Below are 24501 nucleotides of genomic sequence, written 5' to 3' on the forward strand. Positions count from 1 at the left end.
ATGTCGACAGCCAGAGCTACCAGGTCGGCGTCAGCGGCACCAGCGGCGGCAACTTCGAGGCGCTCGACACCACCGACAAGGCGACGGTGACGGTGCACGACACCATCGACACCACGGCGATCACGCTGGACGACGTCAGCGTCAACGAAGGCGCCGGCACGGCGACGATCACCGCCCATGTCGCCAATGCCGTCACCGGCACGCCTCTGGTGATCAACCTCGACAACGGCGCCAGCGTCACCATCGCGGTCGGCGCCACCAGCGGCGTCTCGACCGCCTTCGCGGTCGCCGACAACAATGTCTATGGCGACAGCACCAACTATCAGGTCGGCATCACCGGCACGAGCGGCGGCAATTACGAGACACTCAACACCGGCGACACCGCAAAGGTGACGGTCAACGACAACGACTCGCCGCCGAGCTTCTCCATCAACGACGTCACGGTCAGCGAGACGGCCGGCACCATCACCTTCACGGTCACCAAGGCGGGCGCGACGGTGCTGCCGGCCACGGTGAACTACCAGGTGGCGGCTGGTACGGCGTCGGCCGGAAGCGACTACACCGCCGGACCCGACCCGTTGAACGGCATGCTCAGCTTCGCGGCCGGCGAAACGAGCAAGACCATCACCCTGACGATCGTCGACAACGCGGTGTTCGAGCAGACGGAGCAGTTCACCGTCAACCTCAGCAGCCCGACCAACGCGACGATTTCCGACAACCAGGGGGTGGGCACGATCACCGACAACGACCTCAGCGATCTCGGCGGGCCGACAGGCATCGATTTCGTGCCGACGCAGACCGGCAACAATGCGCTTCTGGGCCATTTCATCGAGCTGGGCGATCCGGATGCCACGGACAGCTTCACGTTCAGCTACTCAGCGACTTCCAACAACGCTCTTCCGGCGTCGAACGTCTCGGTCGACTCAACCGGCAATCTGACGGCGTCTCAATCGAATACCAGCATCGGCGACTATACTTTGCATGTCACCGTGACTGATCAGGCGAACAACTCGACCAGCGCTGATTTCCATCTGCTCGTCGGACAAAATGGAAGCAGCGCCGACACGTTGAACGGTGGAACAGGCAGCGACATTGCCGCCGGTTTCAACGGCGGCGACACGCTGACCGGCGGCGCCGGACGCGACTATCTGCTCGGGGGTCAACAAGACGACATTATGAGAGGTGACGGCGGCAACGACGCGCTGCTGGGCGGCGGCGGAAATGATCAATTCCGGATGATCGCTCCGAGCCTGAACGGCACCGACACCATTCTGGACTTCGCTGTCGCGGGCCACACGATTGGCCTGCAGCAGGGGGCGAGCAGCTGGAACGCGGCCAACACCACCGCCACTGCCGCGGGCGCTGCGCTCAGCGCCTCCGACTATCAGGACCGCAACGCCATCACCAACATCGCGCTTGGCGACAACAACAAGGTGGTGGAAATCCAGACGGCCCAGACCAACACCCAAATCGTCAACGGCACCGCGGGCGCGGCCAATGCCTATGTCGCCGTTTTCAACAGCGATACCGGTAAGGGCGAACTCTGGTACGACGCCAATTGGAGCGATACGGCAGGCCGCGTCCATGTGGCCACGCTGGACGACGTGACGAACCTGACGCAGTTGCTTGGGCTGGACAACACCAAGTTCGTCGAGTGGACCTGAACGGAAACGCGCGGAGCCAGCGATGGACAACGCCCTGCGTCTTGCCCTCTCTCGCTGCCGCGGCGGCTTCGCCGCGGTGGTCGGGTTCAGCTTCGTCATCAACCTGCTCGTGCTCTCGACCTCGGTCTACATGCTGCAGGTCTATGATCGCGTGCTGCCCGGCCGCAGCGTCGAGACGCTCGTCTATTTGACGCTGATTGCGGCGGCGGCGCTCGCCGCGATGGGCGCGCTCGAATTCTTCCGCTCGCGGTTGCTGGTACAACTCGGCACCTGGATCGACCGCGTGCTGTCGACGCAGGTGCTGGGCCGCGGGCTCGAAAACGCGTTGCGCGGCTCCTCTTACCGCACCGAGGCGTTGCGCGACCTCGCCACACTGCGCGGCTATCTCGGCGGCGGCGGCATCATGGCGCTTTTCGACGCGCCGTGGATGCCGCTCTACCTCGCCTTCATCTTCCTGCTGCATCCCCTGCTCGGGCTTCTGGCGCTAGGAGGCGCCGCCGTGCTGTTCGGCCTCGCCCTTGCCAACAACGCGCTGACGGCGGGCACGCTCAAGCAGGCCAATGCGGCTTCCGCGCGCGCCTACCAGGCGGCGGATGCCGGCTTCCGCAATGCCGAAGTCATCGACGGGATGGGCATGGGCGGCGTGCTCGCGCGGCGCTGGGACGCGGCCAACGCCTCCGTGCTCGAGCTGCAGACGACTGCCAGCGACCGGGCCGGCCTGATCAACGCCTTCACCAAGCCGTTCCGCATGTTCCTGCAGGTCGCCGTGCTGGGGCTCGGCGCCTGGCTGTCGCTGCGCCACGAGGTCTCGCCCGGCGCCATGATCGCGTCCTCGATCATCATGTCGCGCGCGCTCGCCCCGGTCGAGCAGGCCATCGCCACCTGGAAGCAGACCACCGGCGCGCGCGAGGCCTGGGGGCGGCTGAACCGGCTGTTCGAGACGCCATCGCTGCGCCCGCCGGGCATGGAATTACCGCAGCCGCAGGGACGGCTCGCGGTCGAGGCAGTCACCTTCACGCCGGCCAATGCCAAGGAGCCGGTGCTGAGGAACCTTTCCTTTGCCGTGTCGCCTGGCCAGGCGCTTGCGGTGATCGGGCCGTCGGCGGCCGGCAAGTCGACGCTTGCGCGCCTGATCGTCGGCATGGCTTCGCCGCAGCAGGGCCAGGTGCGCCTCGACGACGTCGACGTATTTGCCTGGAACCGTGACGATTTCGGTGCCCATGTGGGCTACCTGCCCCAGGACGTCGAGCTTTTTCCAGGCAGCGTGCGTGAAAACATTGCCCGCATGGAAGATGGCGACCCGGCGGAGGTCGTGGCCGCCGCCCGGATGGCCGGCGTGCACGAGATGATTCTGAGGCTGCCGGACGGCTATGACACCGAGATCGGCGAACAGGGTTCGGTGCTCTCCGGTGGGCAGCGCCAGCGCATCGGCCTTGCCAGGGCGCTCTATCGCCGTCCGGCGCTGGTGGTGCTGGACGAGCCGAACTCGAACCTCGATGCCGTCGGCGAGGAAGCGCTGAACCAGGCGATTGCCGCGATGAAGAAGGCGGGCTCGACGGTGGTGATCGTCGCCCACCGGCCGTCGCTGATGGTGAACGTCGATTGCGTCCTGGTGCTCGCCGAGGGCCAGGCGCAGAAATTCGGCCCGCGCGACGCCGTGCTGGCGCAACTTCGCCGTCCCGAGCCGTCGTCCTCCGTGCCGCCGGTCCGGGTCGTGAGTGCCGAAAGGGTGGCGTCATGATGGAAGCTGCCCTGCAATTGCGCATGCCGGCGCCGCCGCCCGCCGCGCCAGCGATCAGCGGCCATATCCTCGGCGGTCTGACGGTCATCGCCCTGCTGTTCGGATGTTTTGGCTTCTGGGCGGCGACGGCGCCGCTGACAAGCGCCGCGCTCGCGCCGGGCGTGGTGAAGGTCGACAGCAACCGCAAGACCGTGCAGCACCTGGAGGGCGGCATCATCCGTGAAATCCTGGTTCGCGAGGGCGACGTGGTCAAGCAGGGCCAGACACTGGTCCGCCTCGACGGCGTCGACGCCGAGTCCGACCGCGATGCCGTGCGCGGCGAGCTCGACTCCGCGCTCGCCAGCGAAGCTCGCCTGACGGCGCAGCGCGATGGCCTGAGCACAATTCCCTTCCCGGCGGACTTATCGTCCAGGCGAAGCGAGCCGGCCGTCGCCGAGGCCATGGCCGGACAGGAGCGCATCTTCCGCGACCAGGCCAAGGTGCAGGCCTCGGATGTCGAGGTCTGGCAGCAGCGGATCGCCCAATTCCAGGCCCAGATGTCGGCCCTCGCCGCGAGAGTTGCGGCCTTCGAGATCCAGTTGCCGTCTCTGCGGGAAGAGCTGGCGGACGCCAGCACACTTCTCAAGAAGGGCTATGGCGTGAAGTCCCGCGTGCTCCAGCTCGAGCGGCAGATCATCGCCACCCAGGGCGAGGCCGACTCGAACCGAGCGAGTATAGAAAGCTTGCGACAGCAGGTCGCCGAGGCCAATGCGCAGATCGACAATGGCCGGCTTTCCTACATCAAGAAGGCGGCCGAGGACCTTCGTGACGTTCAGACCAAACGCTCCGAGCTCGAAAAGGCGCTTCAGAAGACCGACGCGCGCGCGGCTCGCCGGGATGTCGTCGCGCCCGAGGATGGGGTGGTGATGAACCTTCGCTACTTCACGCCGGGCGGAGTTGTGCCCCCGGGAGGCGTCATCCTCGATCTCGTTCCCGACCAGGACAAGATGGTGCTGGACGTCAAGTTTCAACCGCTGGATATCGATGTCGTTCGCCCCGGTCTGCCGGCCACGGTGCGGCTCGTCGCCTATAAGCAGAGAACCACGCCCACGGTGGAGGGCGCCCTGACGCGGGTTTCGGCCGACGCCGAGATCGACGAGCGCAGCGGCGCGACGTTCTTTCGGGGGACGGTCGAGGTGGGTGCCGACGAACTCAAGAAGCTTCCGCAAGTGAAGCTATATCCGGGAATGCCTGTGGACGTCTCCGTTGTCACGGGCAAGCGAACCCTGCTCGAGTATCTCTTCCAGCCGGTCGCCGACAGTTTTGCTCACGCCTTCAGAGAGGATTGAGAAGGCCGCCAGCCGTCGCAGTCCGCGCCCTGAGCGGTCGGAAATCGTCCCTGTGGATTACCGCATTGCACAAATCCGGTTCGCCTGCACAATAGGCGCATGTCCGCCGGTTCGTTGACCATCCTTGTTATCGATGAGAACCGCATCCGTGCCTCGATCATCGAGGCCGGATTGCGGGATGCCGGCCATCGGCATGTCACGGTGGTCCATGACGTGGCAGGCATTGCCCGGCGCATCGCCGAGATCGAGCCGGATGTCATCGTCATCGATCTCGAAAATCCGAACCGCGACATGCTGGAGAACATGTTCCAGCTCTCGCGCGCGGTGAAGCGGCCGATCGCCATGTTCGTCGACCGATCCGACCAGGCTTCGATCGAAGCGGCCGTCGATGCCGGCGTTTCCGCCTATGTGGTGGACGGGCTGAAGAAGGAGCGCATCAAGCCGATCCTCGACATGGCGATCAGCCGCTTCAACGCCTTCTCGCGCATGGCGCGCGAGTTGGAAGAGGCGCGAAGCGAGCTCGAGAACCGCAAGGTCATCGACCGGGCCAAGGGCATATTGATGAAGTCGCGCGGCTTGAGCGAGGAGGCCGCCTACGCGCTCCTGCGCAAGACCGCCATGAACCAGAACCGCAAGATCGCCGAGATCGCCCAGAGCCTGGTGACGGCGGCGGGACTGCTGGGGCCGCTGGAGGGCGAATGAGCATGACGGTCGCGCACGAGATCACCGCCGGCTTCATGCCGCTTTTCGACAGCGCCGTTCTGGTGGTGGCCGGCGAGATGGGCTTTGCCGCCCGCGAGGGCATCGAGCTCAAGCTGCATCGCGAAACCTCCTGGGCCAACATCCGCGACCGCATCGCCATCGGCCATTTCGATGTCGCCCATATGCTGGGGCCGATGCCGATCGCCTGCAGCCTTGGGCTGACGCCGCTTGCCTCCGAAACCATCGTGCCTTTTTCGCTCGGGCTTGGCGGCAATTGCGTCACGGTCTCCAACGCGGTGTGGCAAGGCATGGCGGCGGATGGCGCCGTGCCCGACCTCGATCCGGCGCGTGCCGGGAAGGCGCTCGGCTTGCTGGTGAGGGAACGGGCGGCCGCTGGCCGCGAGCCGTTGCGCTTCGCCGTGGTGCACCCGCATTCGGGGCACAATTACGAGTTGCGCTACTGGCTTGCCGCCTGCGGCATCGATCCCGACCGCGACATCGAGATCGTCATCGTGCCGCCGCCCTTCATGGCCGATGCGCTCTCCGTCGGCCGCATCGACGGCTATTGCGTCGGTGAGCCCTGGAACAGCGCCGCGGTCGCCGCCGGCACCGGCCATATCGTTACCGTCAAGGCACTGCTGTGGCGCAACAGCCCGGAAAAGGTGCTCGGCGTGCGCAAGGTATGGGCGGAAGAGCACCCGGACGCGCTGGCGGCGCTGTTGAGGGCGCTGCATCATTCCGCCCGCTGGTGCCAGGATCCGGCACATCGCGGCGAATTGGCCGCGCTGATGGCGAGGCCCGCTTTCCTCGGCGAGCCGGAAGCGATCCAGACGCCGATCCTGACCGGACTGCTTCAACTTGGCGGCGCCGCGGAACGGCGCGTCGAGGATTTCTTCCTGCCCTTCGACAAGGCGGCGAATTTTCCCTGGAAGAGCCATGCGCTCTGGTTCTACACGCAGATGGTGCGCTGGGGGCAGTTGCCGCACACGCCGCAAAACCTCGCTGTCGCTCGCGACTGCTACCGCCCCGACCTCTACCGGTCGGCGCTGAAACCGCTCGGCGTGGCGTTGCCCGGCGCCAATGCCAAGGTCGAGGGGGCACTGAAGGTCGCGACCCCGGTCGGTTCGGCGGGGGCGAGTCTCGTGCTTGGTCCCGATGGATTCTTCGACGGGCAGATCTTCGATCCGGACCGGATCGACGCCTACATTGCGGGCCAGGGGCGCGCCTGATCATTTGCACGCCATTCTTGTGCATTGCACAAAATTTATGCGCCTTGCCCGTGTCGCTGATCAATGTTTGATCGCGCCGCCAATCGGCCCGACCAACGCTCAATGTAACTATCGCATTGATTTTCCTTGAAATTCTCTTTCGCTGCAAAACTGGCACGCTTCGTGCTTTGAAATAATCGAGCCCCTCGCGGGCAATAGAATAGGCGTCCAATGGCGGGCGCCCCAAGGCAAAGCTGCCGCTCAGGTCAATGCGCGATCCCGGATGTACGGACGCGCGAGCCCTGGACGGCAGCTTTTTTGTTTTTTGGACCGGAGACGACGATGACGAAACGGATCGGACCTTCGCTCAAGGATTTCACCCGCCGCGACTTCCTGGCGAGCAGCGCTCTGACGGCGGCGCTGTTCATCGCCGCGCTACTCTTGTTTCCCGCCAGCCACGAAACAGAGGGCAAGGGTCCGCAAGTGACCGCGCAAGTCCCGACGCGCTGACCGATGCCGCGCCCCTGATCAACACAACACGCGGCGCCTCCCACGCCGCAAACCCGGAGCCGACCATGACCGCAAACCTCCCAGCCGCGCCCAGCCAGGACAGTGCTCCCCGGCAGGCGCTCGTGATGTCCACCATCGCCTTCACCGTCTGCTTCGCGGTGTGGACAATCTTTTCCATCATCGGCGTGCGCATCAAGCAGGAGCTCGGCCTGAACGAAACCGAGTTCGGCCTGCTTGTCGGCACGCCGATCCTGACGGGCTCGCTTGTGCGCATGGTGCTCGGCGTCTGGACCGACCGCTATGGCGGCCGCCTGGTCTACACCATGACCATGCTCGCGGCCGCGGTCGCGACGTTCCTGCTCGCCTTCGCGCATACCTATGGGCAGATGCTGGTTGCCGCGCTCGGCGTCGGGCTTGCGGGCGGCTCCTTCGCCGTCGGCGTCGCCTATGTCTCGCGCTTCTTCCCGGCTGGAAAACAAGGCACCGCGCTCGGCATCTTCGGCGTCGGCAATGTCGGCGCCGCGGTCACCAAGTTCCTGGCGCCGTTCGTGCTGCTTTCCTGGGGCTGGCAGTCGGTCGCGCTGATCTGGGCGGGGGCGCTGGTCGTCATGGCCATCGTGTTCTGGTTCACCACCGGCGACGATCCGGTCATCCGCGAGCGCCGCACCGGCATGGCGGTGCCGGTGAGAAGCTTCTGGCAGGAATTCGCGCCGCTGAAGAACCTGCAGGTCTGGCGCTTCGCCTTCTACTACTTCTTCTCCTTCGGCGCGTTCGTGGCGCTGTCGCTCTGGCTGCCGCGCTACCTGATCGGCGTCTACGGCTTCGGCATCGCCACCGCCGGCATGATCGGCGCGGCCTATTCAATTCCCGCCAGCATCTTCCGCGCCTATGGCGGCGTGCTTTCCGACCGCGTCGGCGCCCGCACCGTGCTCTATTGGACCTTTACCGTCTGTGCCGTCGCGACTCTCGTTCTGTCCCTCCCCTCGGCAGACTATGTCGTGCGCGGCATCAGCGGGCCGATCCCCTTCCACTTCGAGATCGGCCCGCTCGCCTTCATCGGCGTTGCCTGCGTGCTCGGCTTCTTCATGAGTCTCGGCAAGGCCGCCGTCTACAAGCACATCCCGGTCTATTATCCGCAAAGCGTCGGCGCCGTCGGCGGCGTCGTCGGCATGATCGGCGGCCTCGGCGGCTTCATCCTGCCGATCGCCTTCGGCGCGCTGAACGACCTCACCGGCGTCTGGTCGAGCTGTTTCATGCTGCTGTTCGTGCTCGTCGTCTCCTGCCTGGTCTGGATGCACCTCACCGTCCGCCGGATGGAGCGGGCGGCGACCTTGAAAACTGCGCCTCTTTCCTACGCCGCCGAATAGATCGGAGACCGACATGAGCGAGAAACTCGTCATCATCGGTAACGGCATGGCGCCAGGCAGGATGCTCGAGCATTTGCTGGAAGCCGCGCCTGACCGCTACAGCGTCACCATCTTCAACGCCGAGCCGCGCGTGAACTACGACCGCATCATGCTCTCGCCGGTGCTTTCGGGCGAGAAGGCGTTCGAAGAAATCGTCATCCATGGCGACGGCTGGTACATCAAGCACGGCATCACCCTCTACAAGGGTCATCGGATCGTCACCATCGACAGGGAGGCGAAGACCGTCACCTCCGACCAAGGCGTGACCGAGAGCTACGACCGTCTCGTCATCGCCACCGGCTCGGTGCCTTTCATCATTCCGGTGCCCGGCAGGGATCTGCCTGGCGTGCTCAGCTATCGCGACCTCGACGACGTCAACGCCATGCTGCTTGCCGCTCAGTCTCGCGCCAAGGCCGTCGTCATCGGCGGCGGCCTGCTCGGCCTCGAAGCCGCTGCCGGACTGAAGGAGCGCGGCATGGACGTCACGGTCCTGCACGTCATGCCGACGCTGATGGAGCGCCAGCTGGATCCGGCTGCCGGCTACCTGTTGCAGAAGGCCGTCGAGACGCGTGGCATCAAGGTGATGACCAAGGCCAACACCAAGGCGATTGTCGGCAACGGCAAGGTCGAGGGCGTCGAGCTCATGGACGGCACGATCATCCCGGCAACGCTCGTGGTGATGGCGGTCGGCATCCGACCGAGCACCGCCCTGGCCAAGGAAGCCGGGCTGGAGGTCAATCGCGGCATCGTCGTCGACGACCGCATGCGGACCTCCGATCCTGCGATCATCGCGCTCGGCGAATGCGCCGAGGTCGGCGGCCATGTCTATGGGCTTGTCGCCCCTCTTTACGAGATGGCAAGGGTTGCGGCAGCCGGTCTCGCGGACGGAGAGGACAAGTGCTTCGTCCACTCCGACACGCCGACCAAACTCAAAGTCACCGGCATCGATCTCTATTCGCTGGGCGACTTCGCCGACGGCGACGATCGCGAGGAGATCATCCTGCGCGACGCATCCGCGGGCATCTACAAGCGCGTCGTGCTGCAGGACAACCGCATCATCGGCACCGTGCTTTTCGGCGAGACGGCCGACGGCGCCTGGTTCAACGACCTCAAGAAGAAGGCAACCGACATCTCGGAGATGCGCGATACGCTGATCTTCGGCCAGGCGTTCCAGGGGGGCGCTTCCTCGGACCCTTTGGCGGCCGTTGCGGCACTGGCGGATGATGCGGAAATCTGCGGCTGCAACGGCGTCTGCAAGGGCAAGATCACCGGCGCGATCACGGGCAAAGGGCTGACCGGGCTCGATGACGTGCGCGCCCACACCAAGGCCTCGGCCTCCTGCGGTTCGTGCACGGGCCTCGTCGAGCAACTGCTGAAACTCACGCTCGGCGAGGCCTATAATCCGGCGGCGGTGCAACCGATGTGCGGCTGCACGAGCCTCGGCCATGACGACGTTCGGCGCCTGATCAAGGCGAAAGGGCTGAAGACGATCCCCGCCGTCATGCAGGAGCTCGAATGGAAGACGTCCTGCGGCTGCGCCAAGTGCCGGCCGGCGCTCAACTACTATCTCGTCTGCGACTGGCCGGACCAGTATGCCGACGACTATCAGTCGCGTTTCATCAACGAGCGCGTGCACGCCAACATCCAGAAGGACGGCACCTATTCGGTAGTACCGCGCATGTGGGGCGGGGTCACCAGCGCCGGCGAATTGCGCGCCATCGCCGACGTCGTCGACAAGTTCGAGATCCCGATGGTCAAGGTGACCGGCGGCCAGCGCATCGACATGCTGGGCATTCGCAAGGAGGATCTGCCGGCGGTGTGGGCCGATCTCGGCAAGGCCGGCTTCGTCTCCGGCCATGCCTATGCCAAGGGTCTGCGCACGGTGAAGACCTGCGTCGGGTCGGACTGGTGCCGTTTCGGTACCCAGGATTCGACCGGGCTCGGCATCCGTATCGAGAAGTTCATGTGGGGCTCCTGGACGCCGGCCAAAGTGAAGATGGCGGTGTCGGGATGTCCGCGCAACTGCGCGGAAGCGACCTGCAAGGATGTCGGCGTGGTCTGCGTCGACTCAGGCTACGAGATCCATTTCGCCGGCGCCGCCGGCCTCGACATCAAGGGCACCGAAGTGCTCGGCATGGTGAAGACCGAGGATGAGGCGCTGGAGGTGATCGTGGCGCTCGTCCAGATGTATCGCGAGCAGGCCCGCTACCTGGAGCGCATCTACAAATGGGCCAAGCGCGTCGGCACCGCCGAGATCAAAAAGCAGATCCTGGACGATGCCGAGCGCCGCGGAACCCTCTTCGACCGGTTCGTCTTCTCGCAGAAATTCGCGCAGGTCGATCCGTGGTCGGAACGCGTCTCCGGCAAGGACAAGCACGAGTTCCGGCCGATGGCGTCGGTGGGGTTCGCCGAGGCGGCGGAATGAGCCGACAGGAAAGAGACAAAATGAACTGGATTGCCGTCGGCTCCATCAACGATATTCCGCTGCGTGGCGCGCGCTGCGTCGACACACCGCAAGGCAAGATAGCGGTCTTCCGCACCGCGCAGGACCAGGTGTTCGCCATTGACGACCACTGCCCGCACAAGGGCGGGCCGCTCAGCCAGGGTATCGTCCATGGCGCGGCGGTGACCTGTCCGCTGCACAATTGGGTCATCTCGCTGGAGACCGGCAAGGCGCTCGGCGCGGATGAAGGCTCGGTGAGGACGGTTCCCGTCAAGGTCGAGGGTGAACGGCTCTTCATCGCGCTCGAAGCGCTGGCCTCGAAAGCGGCCTGAGGCATGAAGGAAGCACGCGAGGTGAGGACCACCTGCCCCTATTGCGGGGTGGGATGCGGCGTGCTGGCCGAGATCGCCGCGGACGGCAAGACAACCGTCCGCGGCGATCCCGAGCATCCGGCCAATTTCGGTCGGCTTTGCTCGAAAGGTGCCGCCCTCGGCGAGACGCTCGGTCTCGAAGGCCGTCTGCTTCGCCCGGAAATCAATGGCAGGCAGGCGGATTGGGACGAAGCGCTCGACCTCGTGGCCGCGAAATTTTCGCGGGCGATTGCCGAACATGGGCCGGACTCGGTCGCCTTCTACGTCTCCGGGCAGTTGCTCACCGAGGATTATTACGTCGCCAACAAGCTGATGAAGGGCTTCATCGGCTCGGCCAACATCGACACCAATTCGCGGCTCTGCATGGCCTCCTCTGTCGCCGGACACCGCCGCGCCTTCGGCGAGGACATCGTTCCCGGCGTCTATGAGGATTTCGAGCGCGCCGATCTCATCGTGCTCACCGGCTCCAACACCGCATGGTGCCATCCGGTGCTCTACCAGCGCATGCTCTCGGCGCGCAGGGAACGCGGGACCAGGATCGTCGTCATCGACCCTCGCCGCACCGCCACGGCCGACGAGTGCGACCTGCATCTGGCGCTCGATCCCGGCACGGACGTGCTGCTGTTCAACGGGCTGCTCGCGCATCTCGTCCAGGCCGGGAAGATCGATACCGGCTTCATCCGCGACCAGACGTCGGGCTTCGACGCCGCGGCCTCGCTCGCCGGCGCCGATGCGCCGTCGATCGCGCGCGTCGCGAAGGGGTGCGGGCTGACGGTCGCAGATGTCCAGTCCTTCTACGATCTCTTCGCCGGCACGGAGCGGACAGTCACCGTCTATAGCCAGGGTGTGAACCAGTCGGCGCATGGAACAGACAAGGTCAACGCCATCATCAATTGCCACCTCGCCACCGGCCGCATCGGCAAGCCCGGCACGGGACCGTTCTCGGTCACCGGGCAGCCGAACGCCATGGGCGGCCGCGAGGTCGGCGGTCTCGCCAACCAGCTTGCCGCGCATATGGACTTCGCGGATCCATCCGGCATCAACCGCGTCTCCCGCTTCTGGAAGGCGCCCAACATCGCGCGGCGGGGCGGCCTGAAGGCCGTGGACATGTTCCAGGCGGTCGCTGACGGCCGCATCAAGGCGCTGTGGGTCATGGGCACCAATCCCGCGGTCTCGATGCCGGATGCGTCGCGCGTGCGCGCCGCTTTGTCCAAATGCGATTTCGTCGCTGTCTCGGATGTGACCCGTACCGACACCACGCGCCATGCCGACGTGCTGCTGCCGGCCGCCGCCTGGGGCGAAAAGGACGGCACGGTCACCAATTCAGAACGGCGTGTCTCGCGCCAAAGGCCCTTCCTGCCGCCGCCGGGCGAAGCGAGAGCCGACTGGCGCATCATCTGCGAGGTGGCAGCCCGCATGGGCTTCGGCGATGCTTTCGCCTACCGGACGCCGGCGGAGATTTTCCGCGAACATGCCGCGCTTTCCACCTTCGAGAACCATGGCGAGCGCCTGTTCGATCTCGGCGGCTTGGCTGACCTCAGCGACGCTGGCTACGCCGCCTTCGCGCCGCGCCATTGGCCTGCGACAGAGGAGAACGAGCAGCAGGCAAGGCTGTTTGCCGACCGCCGTTTTCCGACACCCGACGGCCGCGCGCGCTTCGTCCCGGTACGGCAAGAGGCGACGGCCTTCGCGGTCGATGCCGACTATCCGCTCGCCTTGAACACCGGCCGGCTGCGCGACCAGTGGCACACCATGACCCGCACCGGAAACGTGCCGCGCCTGATGGCCAACGCGCCTGAACCCGTGGTCGACCTCAATCCGGCGGATGCGGCTTCGCATTATCTCGAGGATGGCGACCTCGCCCATCTTTCGACATGCTTCGGTTTCGTCCGGGCCAAGGTGCGCGTGTCGGACGCGCAGCGGCGCGGCCAGGCCTTCATGGCCATGCATTGGAGCGGCCATTTCGCAGCCAAGGCCGCCGCAGGTGTGCTGTCCTCGCCGGTCACCGATCCGCATTCCGGCCAGCCGGAGCTCAAACATGTCCCGGCGAGAATCGTGCGCGAGAATCTCGGCTGGGCCGGCGTGCTCATCACCCGGCGCGATCTGCGGCCGACGGGCTTCGTCCACTGGAGCCGGCATGCGGTCGAGGGCGGCTGGGTCTACGAGCTCACCGGAACCGAGCCGCCGGACCAGGGCATTCTCCTGGCGCGCAAACTGCTGGGCGTACAGCGACAGGATCAGCTGTTGGAATACACCGACCGCCGCGGCCTTGCTTATCGGGCGGCAGCCATCGACGAGGCCGGCTCCATGGCCGAAGCCTTGCTGGTCGCCGCTCCCGATCAGTTGCCGGTGCGGGACTGGCTGGTGTCGCTGCTGGCCACGCGCCAGCCGCTGTCGACGGCCGATCGCCATGCGCTTCTGTCCGGCCGCTCACCCGTGCCCATGCCCGCCATCGGTCGCGTCGTGTGCGCGTGCTTCCATGTCGGCGCCAACCAGCTTGCTTCGGCCGTCGCCGCCGGATGCGACAGTCTCGAGGCGATCGGCGCGACGCTGCGAGCCGGCACCAATTGCGGGTCGTGCCGTTCGGAGATCAGGGCGATCATCGAGGCCCGCCACGTGCAGGCGGCGGAGTGAGCCGCGCCTGTCGCTGCCGCGTTTCGCCTGGTTCTACCGGTCCTCGATAATCCGCAAATATGCCGCCGTGACGAACAGGACGATGAAGCCAAACAAGATGCGGCGGCCACCTTCGGGCATCTGCAGGATCGTGAGCAGCGTCGTCAGCACGGTGAGGATGAGCGCGCCGATGATGGTGCCCATGTAGCCGCCGCGGCCGCCGAAGATCGAGGTGCCGCCGATCACCGCGGCAGCCACCGAAGGCAGCACCAGCGGCTCGGCGAGCGACAGCGACGGCGCCTTGATCAGACCGATGTAAAGCAGGCCGGTGATGCCGGCGAGCAGGCTGGAGAGAATGTAGAGCGCGGTGATCACCTGCCAGTAGCGCACGCCGGAGAGCCTTGCGGCGCGCTCGTTGTCGCCGACGGCGTAGAGCAGGCGTCCGAAGCCGGTGCGGTTCAGCATGAAGACGATCAGCACCGCCACCGGCATGAACAGCAACAGCGCGTTGGGAAAACCATAGGTGACGCCAGTGCCCAGCCAGTTGAGGAAATCCGGAATCCTGGCACCGGACGCGATCACCGTGCGCTGGTAGACCTGCAGGAAGCCGGTGCCGATCAGGCTGGTGCCGAGCGTCATGATCAGCGGATGCACCCGGAACACGCCAACCCCGATGCCGTTGACGAGGCCGATCAGCACCGCGGGCAGCATGGCCAGCAGGAAGGCCACCGCCGGATCCTGGTTGACGATCTGGGTCGCCATAATGAAGGCGCTCATCGTCGCCACGGTACCGACCGAAAGGTCGATGCCGCCGGTCAGCATGGTCATGGTCTGGCAGCCGGCAAGGATTGCCAGCGGGATGGCGAACTTCGCGGTGTTGGCGATCCAGCGCTCGTTGACGATGCCCGGGCGCAGCATCTGCAGGATCACCACCAGGATGACGAGCAGGATGATCAGCGGGATGAGCGGCCGGTCCGCCATGAAGCGCTTCAGGCGACGGCCGATCGACACAGGCTGGGGCATGGTCGCGCTGTCCGTCATGGCATTGCTCCTGCAGGGCGACCGCGGATGGTTATGAAAGCGCCGAACATCACGACCGCGACCATGATCGCGCCCTCGATGATGGCGGTGACGTTCGGATCGATGGCGAGCAGCGTCAGATCGGTGCGCACTAGCCTCAGTACGAAGACGGCGATGATCGGCCCGAGCAGCCCGCCCTTGCCGCCGCCGAGCGCGACGCCGCCAAGCACCACGGCAGCGACGCTGGCAAGCAAATAAGGCCCGGGGATCGGTGCGCCGATGCCGGTGCTGATGGTAAGCGACAATCCGCCCATCGCGCCGAACAGGCCGGAGAGCGCGTAAGCGATGATCCTGGTGCGCGCCACCGGCACGCCGCTGCGAAAGGCGGCGAGCTCATTGCTGCCGATGGCGTAGATGGAGAGGCCGAGGCGTGAACGCCTGAGCGGAATCCAGATGATGCAGAGGCAGACGACGAGCAGCAGCAGTGCCTTCGGAACCCAGGCGTCGGCCCAATCCGGCAGGCCGGAGATCGGCACGGTGCCGATGACGCTTGCCTTCAGCCATTCGGCGGCGGCGCCGCCGGGAGCGCCAAGCACAAGCAGCGCCGCTCCCTGCAGCACGAACAGCGTCGCAAGCGTGACCACGATATCCGGCACGCGGGTGACGACGATGAGGACGCCGTTGAGCGCGCCGAGCACGAGGCCCATGGCGAGCACGAAGGGGACGACGAACAGCGCGTATTCCTCGCTGGCGCCGTTCATCATCGAGGCGGCCGTCACGCTGGTCAGCGCCATCATGGCGGCGACCGAAAGGTCGATGCCGCCGGCGATGACCACGATGGTCTGGGCGGCGACGGCAAAGGCGTAAGGCAAAACCGCCCGCGCCAGCGAGCCGAAGTCGCCGCTGCCGTAGCCCGGCTGGATCAGCTTGGTGATGATGAAGAGAAAGACCAGCAGGGCGAACAGGCCGGCGACCCAACCCTGATTGCGCAAGAAGCGGCTCATGACGCGGCCTCCGCATTGGAACCGGGCTTCACCTCGGCAAGGATGCCGACATCCGCCCTGGCGCCGCGCGGCAGACCGTAGGCGGCTCGCATCAGTGAGGCCTCGTCGGCCTGCTCGACCGGGAACGTATCGACGACGCGGCCGCCGAAGATGACGATGACGCGATCGCAGACACGCTGCACCTCTTCAATTTCGGATGTGTAGAACAGCACCGATTTGTCCTGGCCGGCGAGCTCGCGCAGCAGCTTGTAGATCTCTTGCTTGGTGCCGACGTCGATGCCGCGGGTCGGATCGAAGCAAAGGATGGTGCGGGCGTTGGCCGCGATCCAGCGGGCAATGGTCACCTTCTGCTGGTTGCCGCCGGAAAGGCGCTGCACTTCGCCCTGCGCGCGGGTGTCGATCTGCAATCTGGCGACGGCGCTGGAAACCACCACCTGCTCCCGCCGCATCCGGATCGGCCCCCATTTGCGAAGCGCTGCGCTGAAAGGCAGCGCGATGTTCTCGCGCACCGAGCGCTGCATGGCCAAAGCCTCGGTACGGTCGCCCGGCACATAGGCGATGCCGGCCTGGATAGCGTCGCTCGGATGCGAGAATTTCACCGGCGCGCCATCGACGCCGATGCTGCCGCCCGTCGGGCGGATCGAGCCGGCGAGGGCGGCGAAGAGCTCGTCCTGGCCCTGTCCCTCGAGCGCAAAGACGCCGGCGACCTCGCCATTGGCGAGCTCGAAGGAGACGTCGTTTAGCTTGGTGCCGAGCTGGAGGTTGCGCACCGACAGCCGCGGGCGGCTGCCGGCGGCAGTCGTCACATCGTTTGCCGCGCGCGCGCTGACGCGGGTCTTTTCGATGCGGGTGCCGAGCATCATCTCGACGATCCTTTCCTCGATGCCCGGCTCGATGTCGACGACGCCGACCGTGGAGCCGTCGCGCAGAACTGTGGCGCGGTCGCAGAGCGCGGAGATCTCGACGAAACGGTGCGAGATGAAGATCACGGAGCGGCCGGCGTCGCCCTGGCGGCGCACGACCTCGAGCACTTTCTCGGCGAGGTTTGCCGGCAACGCCGCGGTCATCTCGTCGAGCACAAGCACATCGGGTTCGACGGCAAGCGCGCGCGCCAGGTCGAGCACGCGCAGGATGGCCAAAGGGATATGGCGCGCCGTCTCGCGGATATCGAGGTCGGGGATGCCAAGCTCGCGCACCCAGGCGCGGAAGGGCTCGACCGGCGTGCCGGTCAGCCGCAGATTGGACAGGACGTCGAGATCGGGGATCAGCGCCGGTTCCTGGTAGACCGGCAGCAGGCCGGCGCGGCGGGCGGCGGCTGGCGAACGGATATCGAGTTGCTCGCCGCGAATCAGGATGCGGCCGGCATCGGCGCGGATGGCTCCGGTGAGGATTTTCACCAGTGTCGACTTGCCCGCGCCGTTGGCGCCCATCAGCGCGTGCACTTCGCCCGGCAGAACGGACAGCGAGGCGTTGCGCAGCGCGGCAACCGCGCCATAGTTCTTCGCCACGCCGGTGGCGTCGAGGAGAGGGCTGGTGGTCAAGGCGTTCTCGATCTAGAGCGTTTCTCCGTTTCATGGAAACGGTGAAACGCTCTATCCTTTTGTTTTTGCGCAATTCCGGACGGAAAACCGCTCACACTTTTCCTGGAATTGCTCGAAGGCTCAAATTATGCGTGCCAAATCAAATGGCAAGGACGCCAGACCTTGGTCCAGCGTCCTCGCGCTTGCGTTCAGATCAGGCGCTTATTCGCCCGGGCCCTTGCAGGCGACGATCTGCTCCTTGCTATAGGTCGTCCAATCGGGGATCGAGATCGACACCGGCCATTCCGGGCTGAGCGAGGAATCGACGACGCTCTTCAGCTTGGCCTTGCCTTCGTCGGTGGCGTTTTCCCAGAGCTGCGGCTCGACCAGCACGGTCTGCTGCGCCGGCTTCTTGCCGTCGAGGATCTGCAGGGCCAGCGTGACGCCGGCGCCGCCGATCGAGCCGGGATTGGTGACGGCCGCGCCGACCAGGTCCTTGACCGAGCTGAGCTGGCCGACGAAGCCGGCATTGTCAGCGCCGACAACAGGCACCATGGGGGCCTGCTGCTCGACCAGCGCGTCGACGATGACGTTGTCGATGCCCGAGGTCCAGATGCCGTTGATCGGCGTTCCGGTGGCGAGGAAGGACAGTATCTGCTGCTTGGCCTGATCCTGCTGCCAGCCGGTGAACACTTCCTGCGCGACCTTCACGTCGGGGAATTCGGCCAGCGCCTTCTTGAAGCCCTTGTCGCGGTCAGAGTCGGCCGAAGCGCCGGCGGCGCCGCGCATGTAGAAGACCTCGCCCTTGCCGCCCATCTTCTGGAACAGCCACTTGGCGCCGAGATAGGCATATTGTTCCTGGTTGTTGGAGATGATGTAGGCGGACGGCTCGGTCACCGCCTGGTCGACGGCGACGACGACGATGCCGGCCTTCGTGGCTTCCTCGAGGCCGGCCTTGATGCCGGCCGGATCGGCTGGATTGACGACGATGGCGTCGACCTTGGCGCTGATCAGGTTGCGGATGTCCTCGAGCTGGCCGGCGGCGTCGGTGTTGCGGTGGGCGATGTTGAGCTTCGCCACTTCGCCGGAAGCGAGCGCCTGCGCCTTCATGGCGCAGATCATTTCCTCGCGCCAACCATTGCCCTGCACGGTGTTGGAAATGCCGATCGTGTACTTGCCGGCGGCCACCGAAACGGCCACCGAGGCGAGCAGAGCCGCACCGGCAAGCAGTGGAATAATCGGCAGCGCGGCCGCGGTCAGATGTCTTTTCATTTCAGTACTCCTCCACATTGATCTTTTCAGTCCAGTTCCAGGGCGCCGATGCGATCGGAGCCAAGCTCTCCGTCATTTGATGAAGGGGCGCAGCACGTCGCGGGCCAGCAGGAAGCCGCGCTTCACCTTTTCATCCGTCCCCTCGAAGCGCCGGTCCTCATGCTCGATGATGACCGGCCCGTCATATCCGGCCCGGTAAAGGCCCGAAAAAATCCTGCTCCAATCGATGTCCCCGAGCCCCGGCATGCGGGGCACCTGCCAGCCTATGCCAGCCGAAAGGATTCCGCGCTCGTACAGACCATCATGATCAATCATCAGGTCCTTGGCATGCACATGCAGCATGTTGTTGCCGAACTCGCGGATGAAGCGCTCCTTGTCGATCATCTGCCAGACGAGATGCGAAGGGTCGAAGTTCATGCCGACATCGCCGCCCCAGGCTTCCAGGATGCGGCGCCAGACATAGGGCGAGTAGGCGATGTTGTGCCCGCCCGGCCATTCGTCATAGCTGAAGATCATCGGGCAGTTCTCGAAAGCGAGCTTCACGCCATGCTCGCGCGCGTGCGCGATGATCGCCGGCCATACTTTCTGCGCCTCTTCCCAATTGGCGTCGACGGTCTTCGAGGCATCGCCGCCGCAGAAGGTGTTGACGAGCGGCACACCCATGCGGCTTGCAAGCACGATCACCTTCTTCAGATGATCGATTACCGCTTCGCGGTGCGCCTGGTCGGGATGCAGCGGATTGGGGTAGAAGCCGAGGCCGGAGATGGTCAGGCCCTTGCCGGCGAGTTCGTCGGCGATGTCCTTGGCCTGCGCGGCCGAGGTGCCCGCGGCATCGATATGGCTGGTGCCGGCATAGCGACGACTTGCTCCGGAGGCCTTCGGCCAGCAGGCGATTTCCAGCGCCTCGAAACCGGCCGAGCGCGCCCAGTCGGCGACTTCGTCGAGCGGCGCATCCGGAAACGGCGCGGTGAGCAGTCCAAGCTTCATAGTCCCTCCCAATTGCTAACTATGCAGATCGCGCCGGTTGCTTCAACCGCGCATCCGTTGGCTCAGCGCAGACTTGTGCGACGAAGCCCATCGGATCGCCCGAAAGCAGACCCTCGAGTCCGGCGACGACATGCGCGCGCAGTGTCGCGTTGGCGGCAAGTTGCGGATCGAAGATGGCGTCGATGGCGAGGATGGCATCGGCGAGTGCCTTGCTGTCAGCCCCTACGCGGTCGGCGATCGCTGCGATCCTGGCGGCAAAGGGGTCCGATGCGGGCCAGGCGCGGCCGAAGCGCGCGGAAGCCTTGATCAGATAGGCCATCCAGCCGGCGACCGGCACCGACAGCAGCGCGATGCTTTCGCCCTTCGCCAGGCGTTCGCGGATCGGGTTGAGCAGCCGCTGCACGATCTTCTGCGAGCCGTCGGTGGCAATCTGGTGGTTGCGGTGGCGGATCGCGGTGTTGGTAAGGCGCGACAGGCTCTGCTCGACATAGGCCGTCGGCGAGATACCGGGCACCGCATGAAGCGTCGGCAGCGTTTCTTCCGTCAGCATGCGGCGAACGAAGGCTGCCAGCAGCGGATCGGCGATGGCGTCCGACGTGTGCTCGAAGCCGCCGAGTACGCCGAGATAGCTGAGTGTGGTCTGGGCGCCGTTCAGCACCCGTATCTTGAGATGCTCGAAAGGCGTGACGTCGTCGACAAAACTCGCGCCGACGCGATCCCAGCGCGGCACACGCCCGGCGAAACAGTTCTCGATCACCCATTGGCGGAAGCACTCGCCGACCGCGACCGCGCCGTCGCGGTAACCGAAGCGCTTTTCGACGGTGTCGATATCGGCCGCGGTCGTCGCCGGCGCGATGCGATCGACCATGGCGGAGGGGAAGGCGACATTGGCGGCAATCCAGTCCGGCAGCTTCCCGCCGCGCTGTTCGGCGAAGGTCCGCACGACGTTGCCGAGGATGATGCCGTTGCTCGCAATGTTGTCGCAGGACAGCAGCGTCACCGGCCGGCCATGCGAGCCCATGCGCAATTCCAGCGCCCTTGCCAGGATGCCGGGCACGCTGCGCGGCGTCTCGGGATTGGCGAGATCGTGCGCGATGTCGGGATGGTCGAGGTCGAGCGCCCCGCTTGACGGAATGTGGCAATAACCTTTCTCGGTCACCGTCATGGTGACCATTTCGATGTCGGACGAGGCGAGCACGTCCAGCGCCGGCGCGGCGCTGTCCTGGCTATCGACGACGCGGACGATGCTGCCGATGATGCGCGCCTCGACTTCGTCGTTCTGGCGGATGAGCCGCGTGTAGAGACCGTCCTGCCGGCCGAGCGACTGGCTAAGCAAAGGCGGCCTGATGTTGATGCCGATCAGGCCCCAGCGATCGAAACGGCTCGCCAGGAGATCGTCCGTATATTCGGCCTGATGGCAGCGATGGAAGGCGCCGACGCCGATATGGGCGATTCCCGGCTTCAGCGCAGCGCGATCGTAAGCCGGCTTGCCGACCTCGGGCGGCAAGCGGCCGAGCAGGGCAGGGCCGAGGCTGTCCGGCTCGCTCACCGGTTGGCTCCGATCACCCATTGCTCCTGGTCGATCAGCGCGCCGGTCATCGGGCCGGCCGCGTCGGAAAGCAGGAAAACGGCAAGGTTGGCGATGTCGGTGACGGAGAACAGCCGGCCGAAGGGTTGTGTCGCATTGGCCGCCTCGAGCCAGCCCGGACCGTGGCCGAGCGTCTCGGCCTGCATGACGCGTTCTGCAGGCGTGTCGGTCCAGCCGACATTGATGCCATTGACGCGGATGCGGTCGAAGCGATGGGCGTTGGCGGCGTTCCTGGTCAGCGTCGCCAGCGCGCCCTTGGTGGCGGAGTAGACGGCAAGCTCCGGCGAGCCGCAATGCGCGTTGATCGACAGGATGTTGACGATCGAGCCGCCCTGTCCGCGTTTCCTCATGTCGGTGATGGCCGCCTGCATCAGGAAGAAGGGCGCGCGGGCATTGACGGCGAACAACGATGTCCAATCGTCGAGACTGGCATCGACGAAGGAGGCGCGATCCGTCAGGCCGGCGGCGTTAACCAGGCCGTCGATCCGGCCGAAGTGGGAAATACAAAATTCCACCAGCCGCGCCGGTGCGGCGGGGTCGGCGAGATCGGCCGGAACAATGACTGTCGGGGTGCCCATCCGCGAAATAGCCGCCGCAGCCTCTGCGCCGCGAAGCTTGTCACGACCGGTAATGAGGAGACCTTCCGCGCCGGAGCGCGCGGCGATCTCGGCGATCGCGCGGCCGATGCCTTGTGTCGCACCGGTGACCAGCACCACTTTGCCGTCGAGACGAACCTCCATTCCTCCTCCCGGAACAAAGTTTCCATTTTTCCAAATATGGAACGATGGTTCTCTTTAGTCAATCGCTCCGGTCAGCCTGTCCGCTGCGCAACGACGCCGTGGACCAAGGCCATGCCCACGGCAAGCGAGGCGGCAAGCGATCGGAAGCCACCGAAGTCCTGCTCGACCACTTCCAGCCAGGTGTCGGAAAGCTTCACCAGCGGCGAGAAGGTGCTGTCGGTGATGGTGACGATGCGCGCCCCGCGCTCATGCGCGACGGCGACGAGGTCCGGCGTGATCGAATTGTAGGGGCTGAAGGAGACGGCGAGCACCGCGTCGCGCTGGCCTATACAGCCGACCTGGTCGAGCGCGGTCGAGCCGACATTGTCGACCAGCACGTTGCGCACGCCCTGCTGCGAAAGCGTGAGCGACAGATAGGTGGTGACGGGAAAGGCGCGCTTGCTGCCGATGACATAAATCAGATCCGCCGCCGCCAGATGGTCGATCATCGTCTCGAAGCCGCCAAGGTCGAAGGAATTGCCGATGCGGCCGAGCGAGGCTTGGCAGGCACCGACCATGCCGTTGAGGAAATGCAGGTTCGCATTCGGCTCCGAGGCTTTTTCCTGGCTGCCTTGCGTATCCGGCCAGGAGCCTTTCATGCGGTCCTTGAACAAGGCCTGGAAGTCGGAAAAGCCGGAATAGCCGAAGATCTGAGCGAAGCGCACCAGGGTCGAGGGCTGCACGCCCGCCTGGTCCGCCACCTGGGCGATCGTGCCAAGCGCCACTTCGCTCGGATGCTGCCAGAGGAAAATCGCGACCTGGCGAAGCCGCTTCGGGAAATGCACGGTGCCCGACGAAAGCACCGCCCGCAATTCCTCATAGGTTTGCGGCTTGGTGTAACCAAGTGCCGCCAGCGAACGGCTTCGCTTTCTTGCCGCCGTCTCCAGCCTGTGTGCAGACGGCTCGTCGACCGTTCCGCGACGGCCGCTCATAGCATATGCCTCATCGTGCCCCCAACCATCGGATGCATCATCCGATACCTGCCCTCCGGATGCGGCCCATCCCTGGGCCTGGGTGAAAGCTAACGCGGCACAATCGTTTTACAAAACAAAAAATAGAAATATCATTCGAAAACAATGACAGCCGGTTATGTCGAACAACAGCACCGGCCGGCACATCGAACCTTGGGAGAATAATCGCAATCATGGTCTATGCAACCGCTGATGGTGCGTCGCGTCAACGTCTCCGGGTCGGCATGGTCGGAGGCGGCCGCAATGCCTTCATCGGCGCCGTGCACCGGCTGGCCATGCGGCTCGACGACCAGATCGCGCTGCTCGCGGGAGCATTGTCCTCGGATCCGGACAACGCAGCGGCTTCCGCCGCCGAGATCGGCATCGCGCCGGAACGCAGCTATGCCGACTACCGCGCCATGGCGAAAGCAGAAGCGGCACGGGCGGACGGCATCGAGGCGGTGGTCATCGTCACGCCCAACCATCTGCACGCGCCGATCGCGACCGCCTTTCTCGAGGCGGGCATCGACGTGATCTGCGACAAGCCGCTGTCGACGACGCTTGCCGAGGCCGAAGCGCTGGTGGCGCTGACGAAAGCGAAGAAACGACGTTTCGTCGTCACGCTCAACAACACCGGCTACGCCATGGTCCGCCAGGCGCGCGAGATGGTGGCGGCGGGCGAGCTCGGCCGCATCGTGTCGGTGCACGGCGCCTATATCCAGGACTGGCTGACCAAGCCGATCGACGCCGAGGGCCAGAAGCAGGCGGAATGGCGCACCGATCCGGCGCGCGCGGGGCAGTCGGCGGTGCTCGCCGACATCGGCGTGCATGCCTTCAACCTGGCGAGCTTCGTCTCCGGCTTCGAGGCCGAAGCGGTTTCCGCCGATCTCTTCACGGCCGTGCCGGGGCGGCGGCTCGACGACAACGCGCATGTGCTGCTGCGCTGGACGGGCGGGGCGCGTGGCACGATCCTCGCCAGCCAGACCTCGCCCGGCCACTACAACGACCTCTCGGTGCGCATCTATGGCGAGAAGGCCGGCCTCGAATGGTCGGGCTTACGGCCGGAGGAACTGCGCTTCTCGCCCTATGGCGAGGAAACGCGCACGCTGGTGCGCGGCGGCCATGGCTCGACAGCGGAAGCCCGGCGCGTCTCGCGCATGCCGGCCGCCCACCCGGAAGGCTACATCGAGGCCTTCGCCAATTTCTACCGCGACGCCGCCGACATTATCCGCGCGCATCGCTCGGGCGGAACTGTCGATGCGGAGCGCGTGGCGCAGGTGCCCGATGTCGTCGACGGCGCGCGCGGCGTGAAGTTCGTGGCGGCGGCGGTGGACTCGAACGCGGCGGGTGGTGCCTGGATGCCGGCGCGGTTTCGCTGAGGCGCGCGCCAGGCCT

General features: G+C 65.6%; 19 protein-coding genes. 11 read left to right on the plus strand and 8 right to left on the minus strand.

Going from position 1 to position 24501, the window contains the following annotated elements; genetic code table 11:
• The 10 genes from F3H96_RS28695 to F3H96_RS28740 all read left to right on the plus strand — a co-directional run.
• On the plus strand, positions 1-1664 hold a 1664-nt coding region (locus F3H96_RS28695; protein ID WP_280177798.1), incomplete at its 5' end, for a Calx-beta domain-containing protein.
• A gap of 22 nt (positions 1665-1686) precedes the next feature.
• On the plus strand, positions 1687-3405 hold the full coding sequence (locus tag F3H96_RS28700; RefSeq protein WP_149805015.1) for a type I secretion system permease/ATPase: 1719 nt from the start codon (positions 1687-1689) through the stop codon (positions 3403-3405).
• The gene (locus tag F3H96_RS28705) at positions 3402-4733 is read left to right on the plus strand and encodes an HlyD family type I secretion periplasmic adaptor subunit (RefSeq protein ID WP_149805016.1); all 1332 of its coding nucleotides are present in this window, start codon (positions 3402-3404) and stop codon (positions 4731-4733) included. Before F3H96_RS28700 ends, F3H96_RS28705 begins: the two co-directional genes overlap by 4 nt.
• A gap of 99 nt (positions 4734-4832) precedes the next feature.
• Complete coding sequence (locus F3H96_RS28710; RefSeq protein WP_149805017.1) at positions 4833-5435, plus strand: ANTAR domain-containing response regulator; 603 nt, start codon at positions 4833-4835, stop codon at positions 5433-5435.
• Between the two features lie 2 nt (positions 5436-5437).
• Entirely contained in the window at positions 5438-6664 is a 1227-nt protein-coding gene (locus tag F3H96_RS28715) for a CmpA/NrtA family ABC transporter substrate-binding protein (RefSeq protein WP_188131583.1), read from the plus strand.
• Between the two features lie 321 nt (positions 6665-6985).
• Positions 6986-7153 carry a twin-arginine translocation signal domain-containing protein gene (locus F3H96_RS28720; protein ID WP_149805019.1) on the plus strand — a complete coding sequence of 56 codons (168 nt, stop codon included), beginning with the start codon at positions 6986-6988 and terminating at the stop codon, positions 7151-7153.
• Between the two features lie 65 nt (positions 7154-7218).
• The gene (locus tag F3H96_RS28725) at positions 7219-8520 is read left to right on the plus strand and encodes a nitrate/nitrite transporter (RefSeq protein WP_149805020.1); all 1302 of its coding nucleotides are present in this window, start codon (positions 7219-7221) and stop codon (positions 8518-8520) included.
• A 13-nt stretch (positions 8521-8533) separates the two neighbouring features.
• Positions 8534-10984, plus strand: a complete 2451-nt coding sequence (gene nirB, locus F3H96_RS28730; RefSeq protein ID WP_149805021.1) for a nitrite reductase large subunit NirB — start codon at positions 8534-8536, stop codon at positions 10982-10984.
• A gap of 20 nt (positions 10985-11004) precedes the next feature.
• A complete protein-coding gene (gene nirD / locus F3H96_RS28735; protein WP_149805022.1) occupies positions 11005-11334 on the plus strand; it encodes a nitrite reductase small subunit NirD in 330 nt (109 codons plus the stop codon).
• Between the two features lie 3 nt (positions 11335-11337).
• Positions 11338-14007 (plus strand): nitrate reductase, encoded by a 2670-nt coding sequence (locus F3H96_RS28740; RefSeq protein WP_149805023.1) that lies wholly within the window; start codon positions 11338-11340, stop codon positions 14005-14007.
• 33 nt (positions 14008-14040) lie between these two features.
• Here F3H96_RS28740 and F3H96_RS28745 read toward each other — a convergent pair whose 3' ends face one another.
• From F3H96_RS28745 to F3H96_RS28780, 8 genes are all read right to left on the minus strand, one after another.
• The gene (locus F3H96_RS28745; protein ID WP_149805024.1) at positions 14041-15027 is read right to left on the minus strand and encodes an ABC transporter permease; all 987 of its coding nucleotides are present in this window, start codon (positions 15025-15027) and stop codon (positions 14041-14043) included.
• Entirely contained in the window at positions 15024-16010 is a 987-nt protein-coding gene (locus F3H96_RS28750; RefSeq protein ID WP_149805025.1) for an ABC transporter permease, read from the minus strand. The genes F3H96_RS28745 and F3H96_RS28750 overlap by 4 nt, the downstream gene beginning before the upstream one ends.
• A complete protein-coding gene (locus tag F3H96_RS28755) occupies positions 16007-17551 on the minus strand; it encodes a sugar ABC transporter ATP-binding protein (protein ID WP_149805026.1) in 1545 nt (514 codons plus the stop codon). Before F3H96_RS28755 ends, F3H96_RS28750 begins: the two co-directional genes overlap by 4 nt.
• Before the next feature lie 201 nt (positions 17552-17752).
• Positions 17753-18802, minus strand: coding sequence for an ABC transporter substrate-binding protein (locus F3H96_RS28760; RefSeq protein ID WP_149805027.1), 1050 nt, complete (start codon positions 18800-18802; stop codon positions 17753-17755).
• A 72-nt stretch (positions 18803-18874) separates the two neighbouring features.
• On the minus strand, positions 18875-19789 hold the full coding sequence (locus tag F3H96_RS28765) for a sugar phosphate isomerase/epimerase (protein ID WP_149805028.1): 915 nt from the start codon (positions 19787-19789) through the stop codon (positions 18875-18877).
• A 19-nt stretch (positions 19790-19808) separates the two neighbouring features.
• The gene (locus F3H96_RS28770) at positions 19809-21338 is read right to left on the minus strand and encodes a mannitol dehydrogenase family protein (protein WP_244620200.1); all 1530 of its coding nucleotides are present in this window, start codon (positions 21336-21338) and stop codon (positions 19809-19811) included.
• Positions 21335-22117, minus strand: a complete 783-nt coding sequence (locus F3H96_RS28775; protein WP_149805030.1) for an SDR family oxidoreductase — start codon at positions 22115-22117, stop codon at positions 21335-21337. The genes F3H96_RS28770 and F3H96_RS28775 overlap by 4 nt, the downstream gene beginning before the upstream one ends.
• Positions 22118-22188: 71 nt before the next feature.
• Positions 22189-23088 carry a MurR/RpiR family transcriptional regulator gene (locus F3H96_RS28780; protein ID WP_149805031.1) on the minus strand — a complete coding sequence of 300 codons (900 nt, stop codon included), beginning with the start codon at positions 23086-23088 and terminating at the stop codon, positions 22189-22191.
• Positions 23089-23300: 212 nt separating this feature from the next.
• Between F3H96_RS28780 and F3H96_RS28785 the strand changes: the two genes are divergently transcribed.
• Complete coding sequence (locus F3H96_RS28785; protein WP_149805032.1) at positions 23301-24485, plus strand: Gfo/Idh/MocA family oxidoreductase; 1185 nt, start codon at positions 23301-23303, stop codon at positions 24483-24485.
• Positions 24486-24501 lie beyond the last annotated feature (16 nt).

The sequence above is a fragment of the Mesorhizobium sp. NFR06 genome (assembly GCF_900115245.1).
Classification (GTDB): Bacteria; Pseudomonadota; Alphaproteobacteria; order Rhizobiales; family Rhizobiaceae; genus Mesorhizobium.

Excerpts from the sequence above, each read along its gene's own strand:
- F3H96_RS28715 (WP_188131583.1), top strand. The coding sequence starts at position 5,438 with ATGACGGTCGCGCACGAGATCACCGCCGGCTTCATGCCGCTTTTCGAC.
- F3H96_RS28740 (WP_149805023.1), top strand. The coding sequence starts at position 11,338 with ATGAAGGAAGCACGCGAGGTGAGGACCACCTGCCCCTATTGCGGGGTG.
- F3H96_RS28775 (WP_149805030.1), bottom strand. The coding sequence starts at position 22,117 with ATGGAGGTTCGTCTCGACGGCAAAGTGGTGCTGGTCACCGGTGCGACA.
- nirD (WP_149805022.1), top strand. The coding sequence starts at position 11,005 with ATGAACTGGATTGCCGTCGGCTCCATCAACGATATTCCGCTGCGTGGC.
- F3H96_RS28780 (WP_149805031.1), bottom strand. The coding sequence starts at position 23,088 with ATGAGCGGCCGTCGCGGAACGGTCGACGAGCCGTCTGCACACAGGCTG.
- F3H96_RS28765 (WP_149805028.1), bottom strand. The coding sequence starts at position 19,789 with ATGAAGCTTGGACTGCTCACCGCGCCGTTTCCGGATGCGCCGCTCGAC.
- F3H96_RS28760 (WP_149805027.1), bottom strand. The coding sequence starts at position 18,802 with ATGAAAAGACATCTGACCGCGGCCGCGCTGCCGATTATTCCACTGCTT.
- F3H96_RS28710 (WP_149805017.1), top strand. The coding sequence starts at position 4,833 with ATGTCCGCCGGTTCGTTGACCATCCTTGTTATCGATGAGAACCGCATC.
- F3H96_RS28750 (WP_149805025.1), bottom strand. The coding sequence starts at position 16,010 with ATGAGCCGCTTCTTGCGCAATCAGGGTTGGGTCGCCGGCCTGTTCGCC.
- nirB (WP_149805021.1), top strand. The coding sequence starts at position 8,534 with ATGAGCGAGAAACTCGTCATCATCGGTAACGGCATGGCGCCAGGCAGG.
- F3H96_RS28725 (WP_149805020.1), top strand. The coding sequence starts at position 7,219 with ATGACCGCAAACCTCCCAGCCGCGCCCAGCCAGGACAGTGCTCCCCGG.
- F3H96_RS28745 (WP_149805024.1), bottom strand. The coding sequence starts at position 15,027 with ATGACGGACAGCGCGACCATGCCCCAGCCTGTGTCGATCGGCCGTCGC.
- F3H96_RS28720 (WP_149805019.1), top strand. The coding sequence starts at position 6,986 with ATGACGAAACGGATCGGACCTTCGCTCAAGGATTTCACCCGCCGCGAC.
- F3H96_RS28785 (WP_149805032.1), top strand. The coding sequence starts at position 23,301 with ATGGTCTATGCAACCGCTGATGGTGCGTCGCGTCAACGTCTCCGGGTC.
- F3H96_RS28705 (WP_149805016.1), top strand. The coding sequence starts at position 3,402 with ATGATGGAAGCTGCCCTGCAATTGCGCATGCCGGCGCCGCCGCCCGCC.
- F3H96_RS28700 (WP_149805015.1), top strand. The coding sequence starts at position 1,687 with ATGGACAACGCCCTGCGTCTTGCCCTCTCTCGCTGCCGCGGCGGCTTC.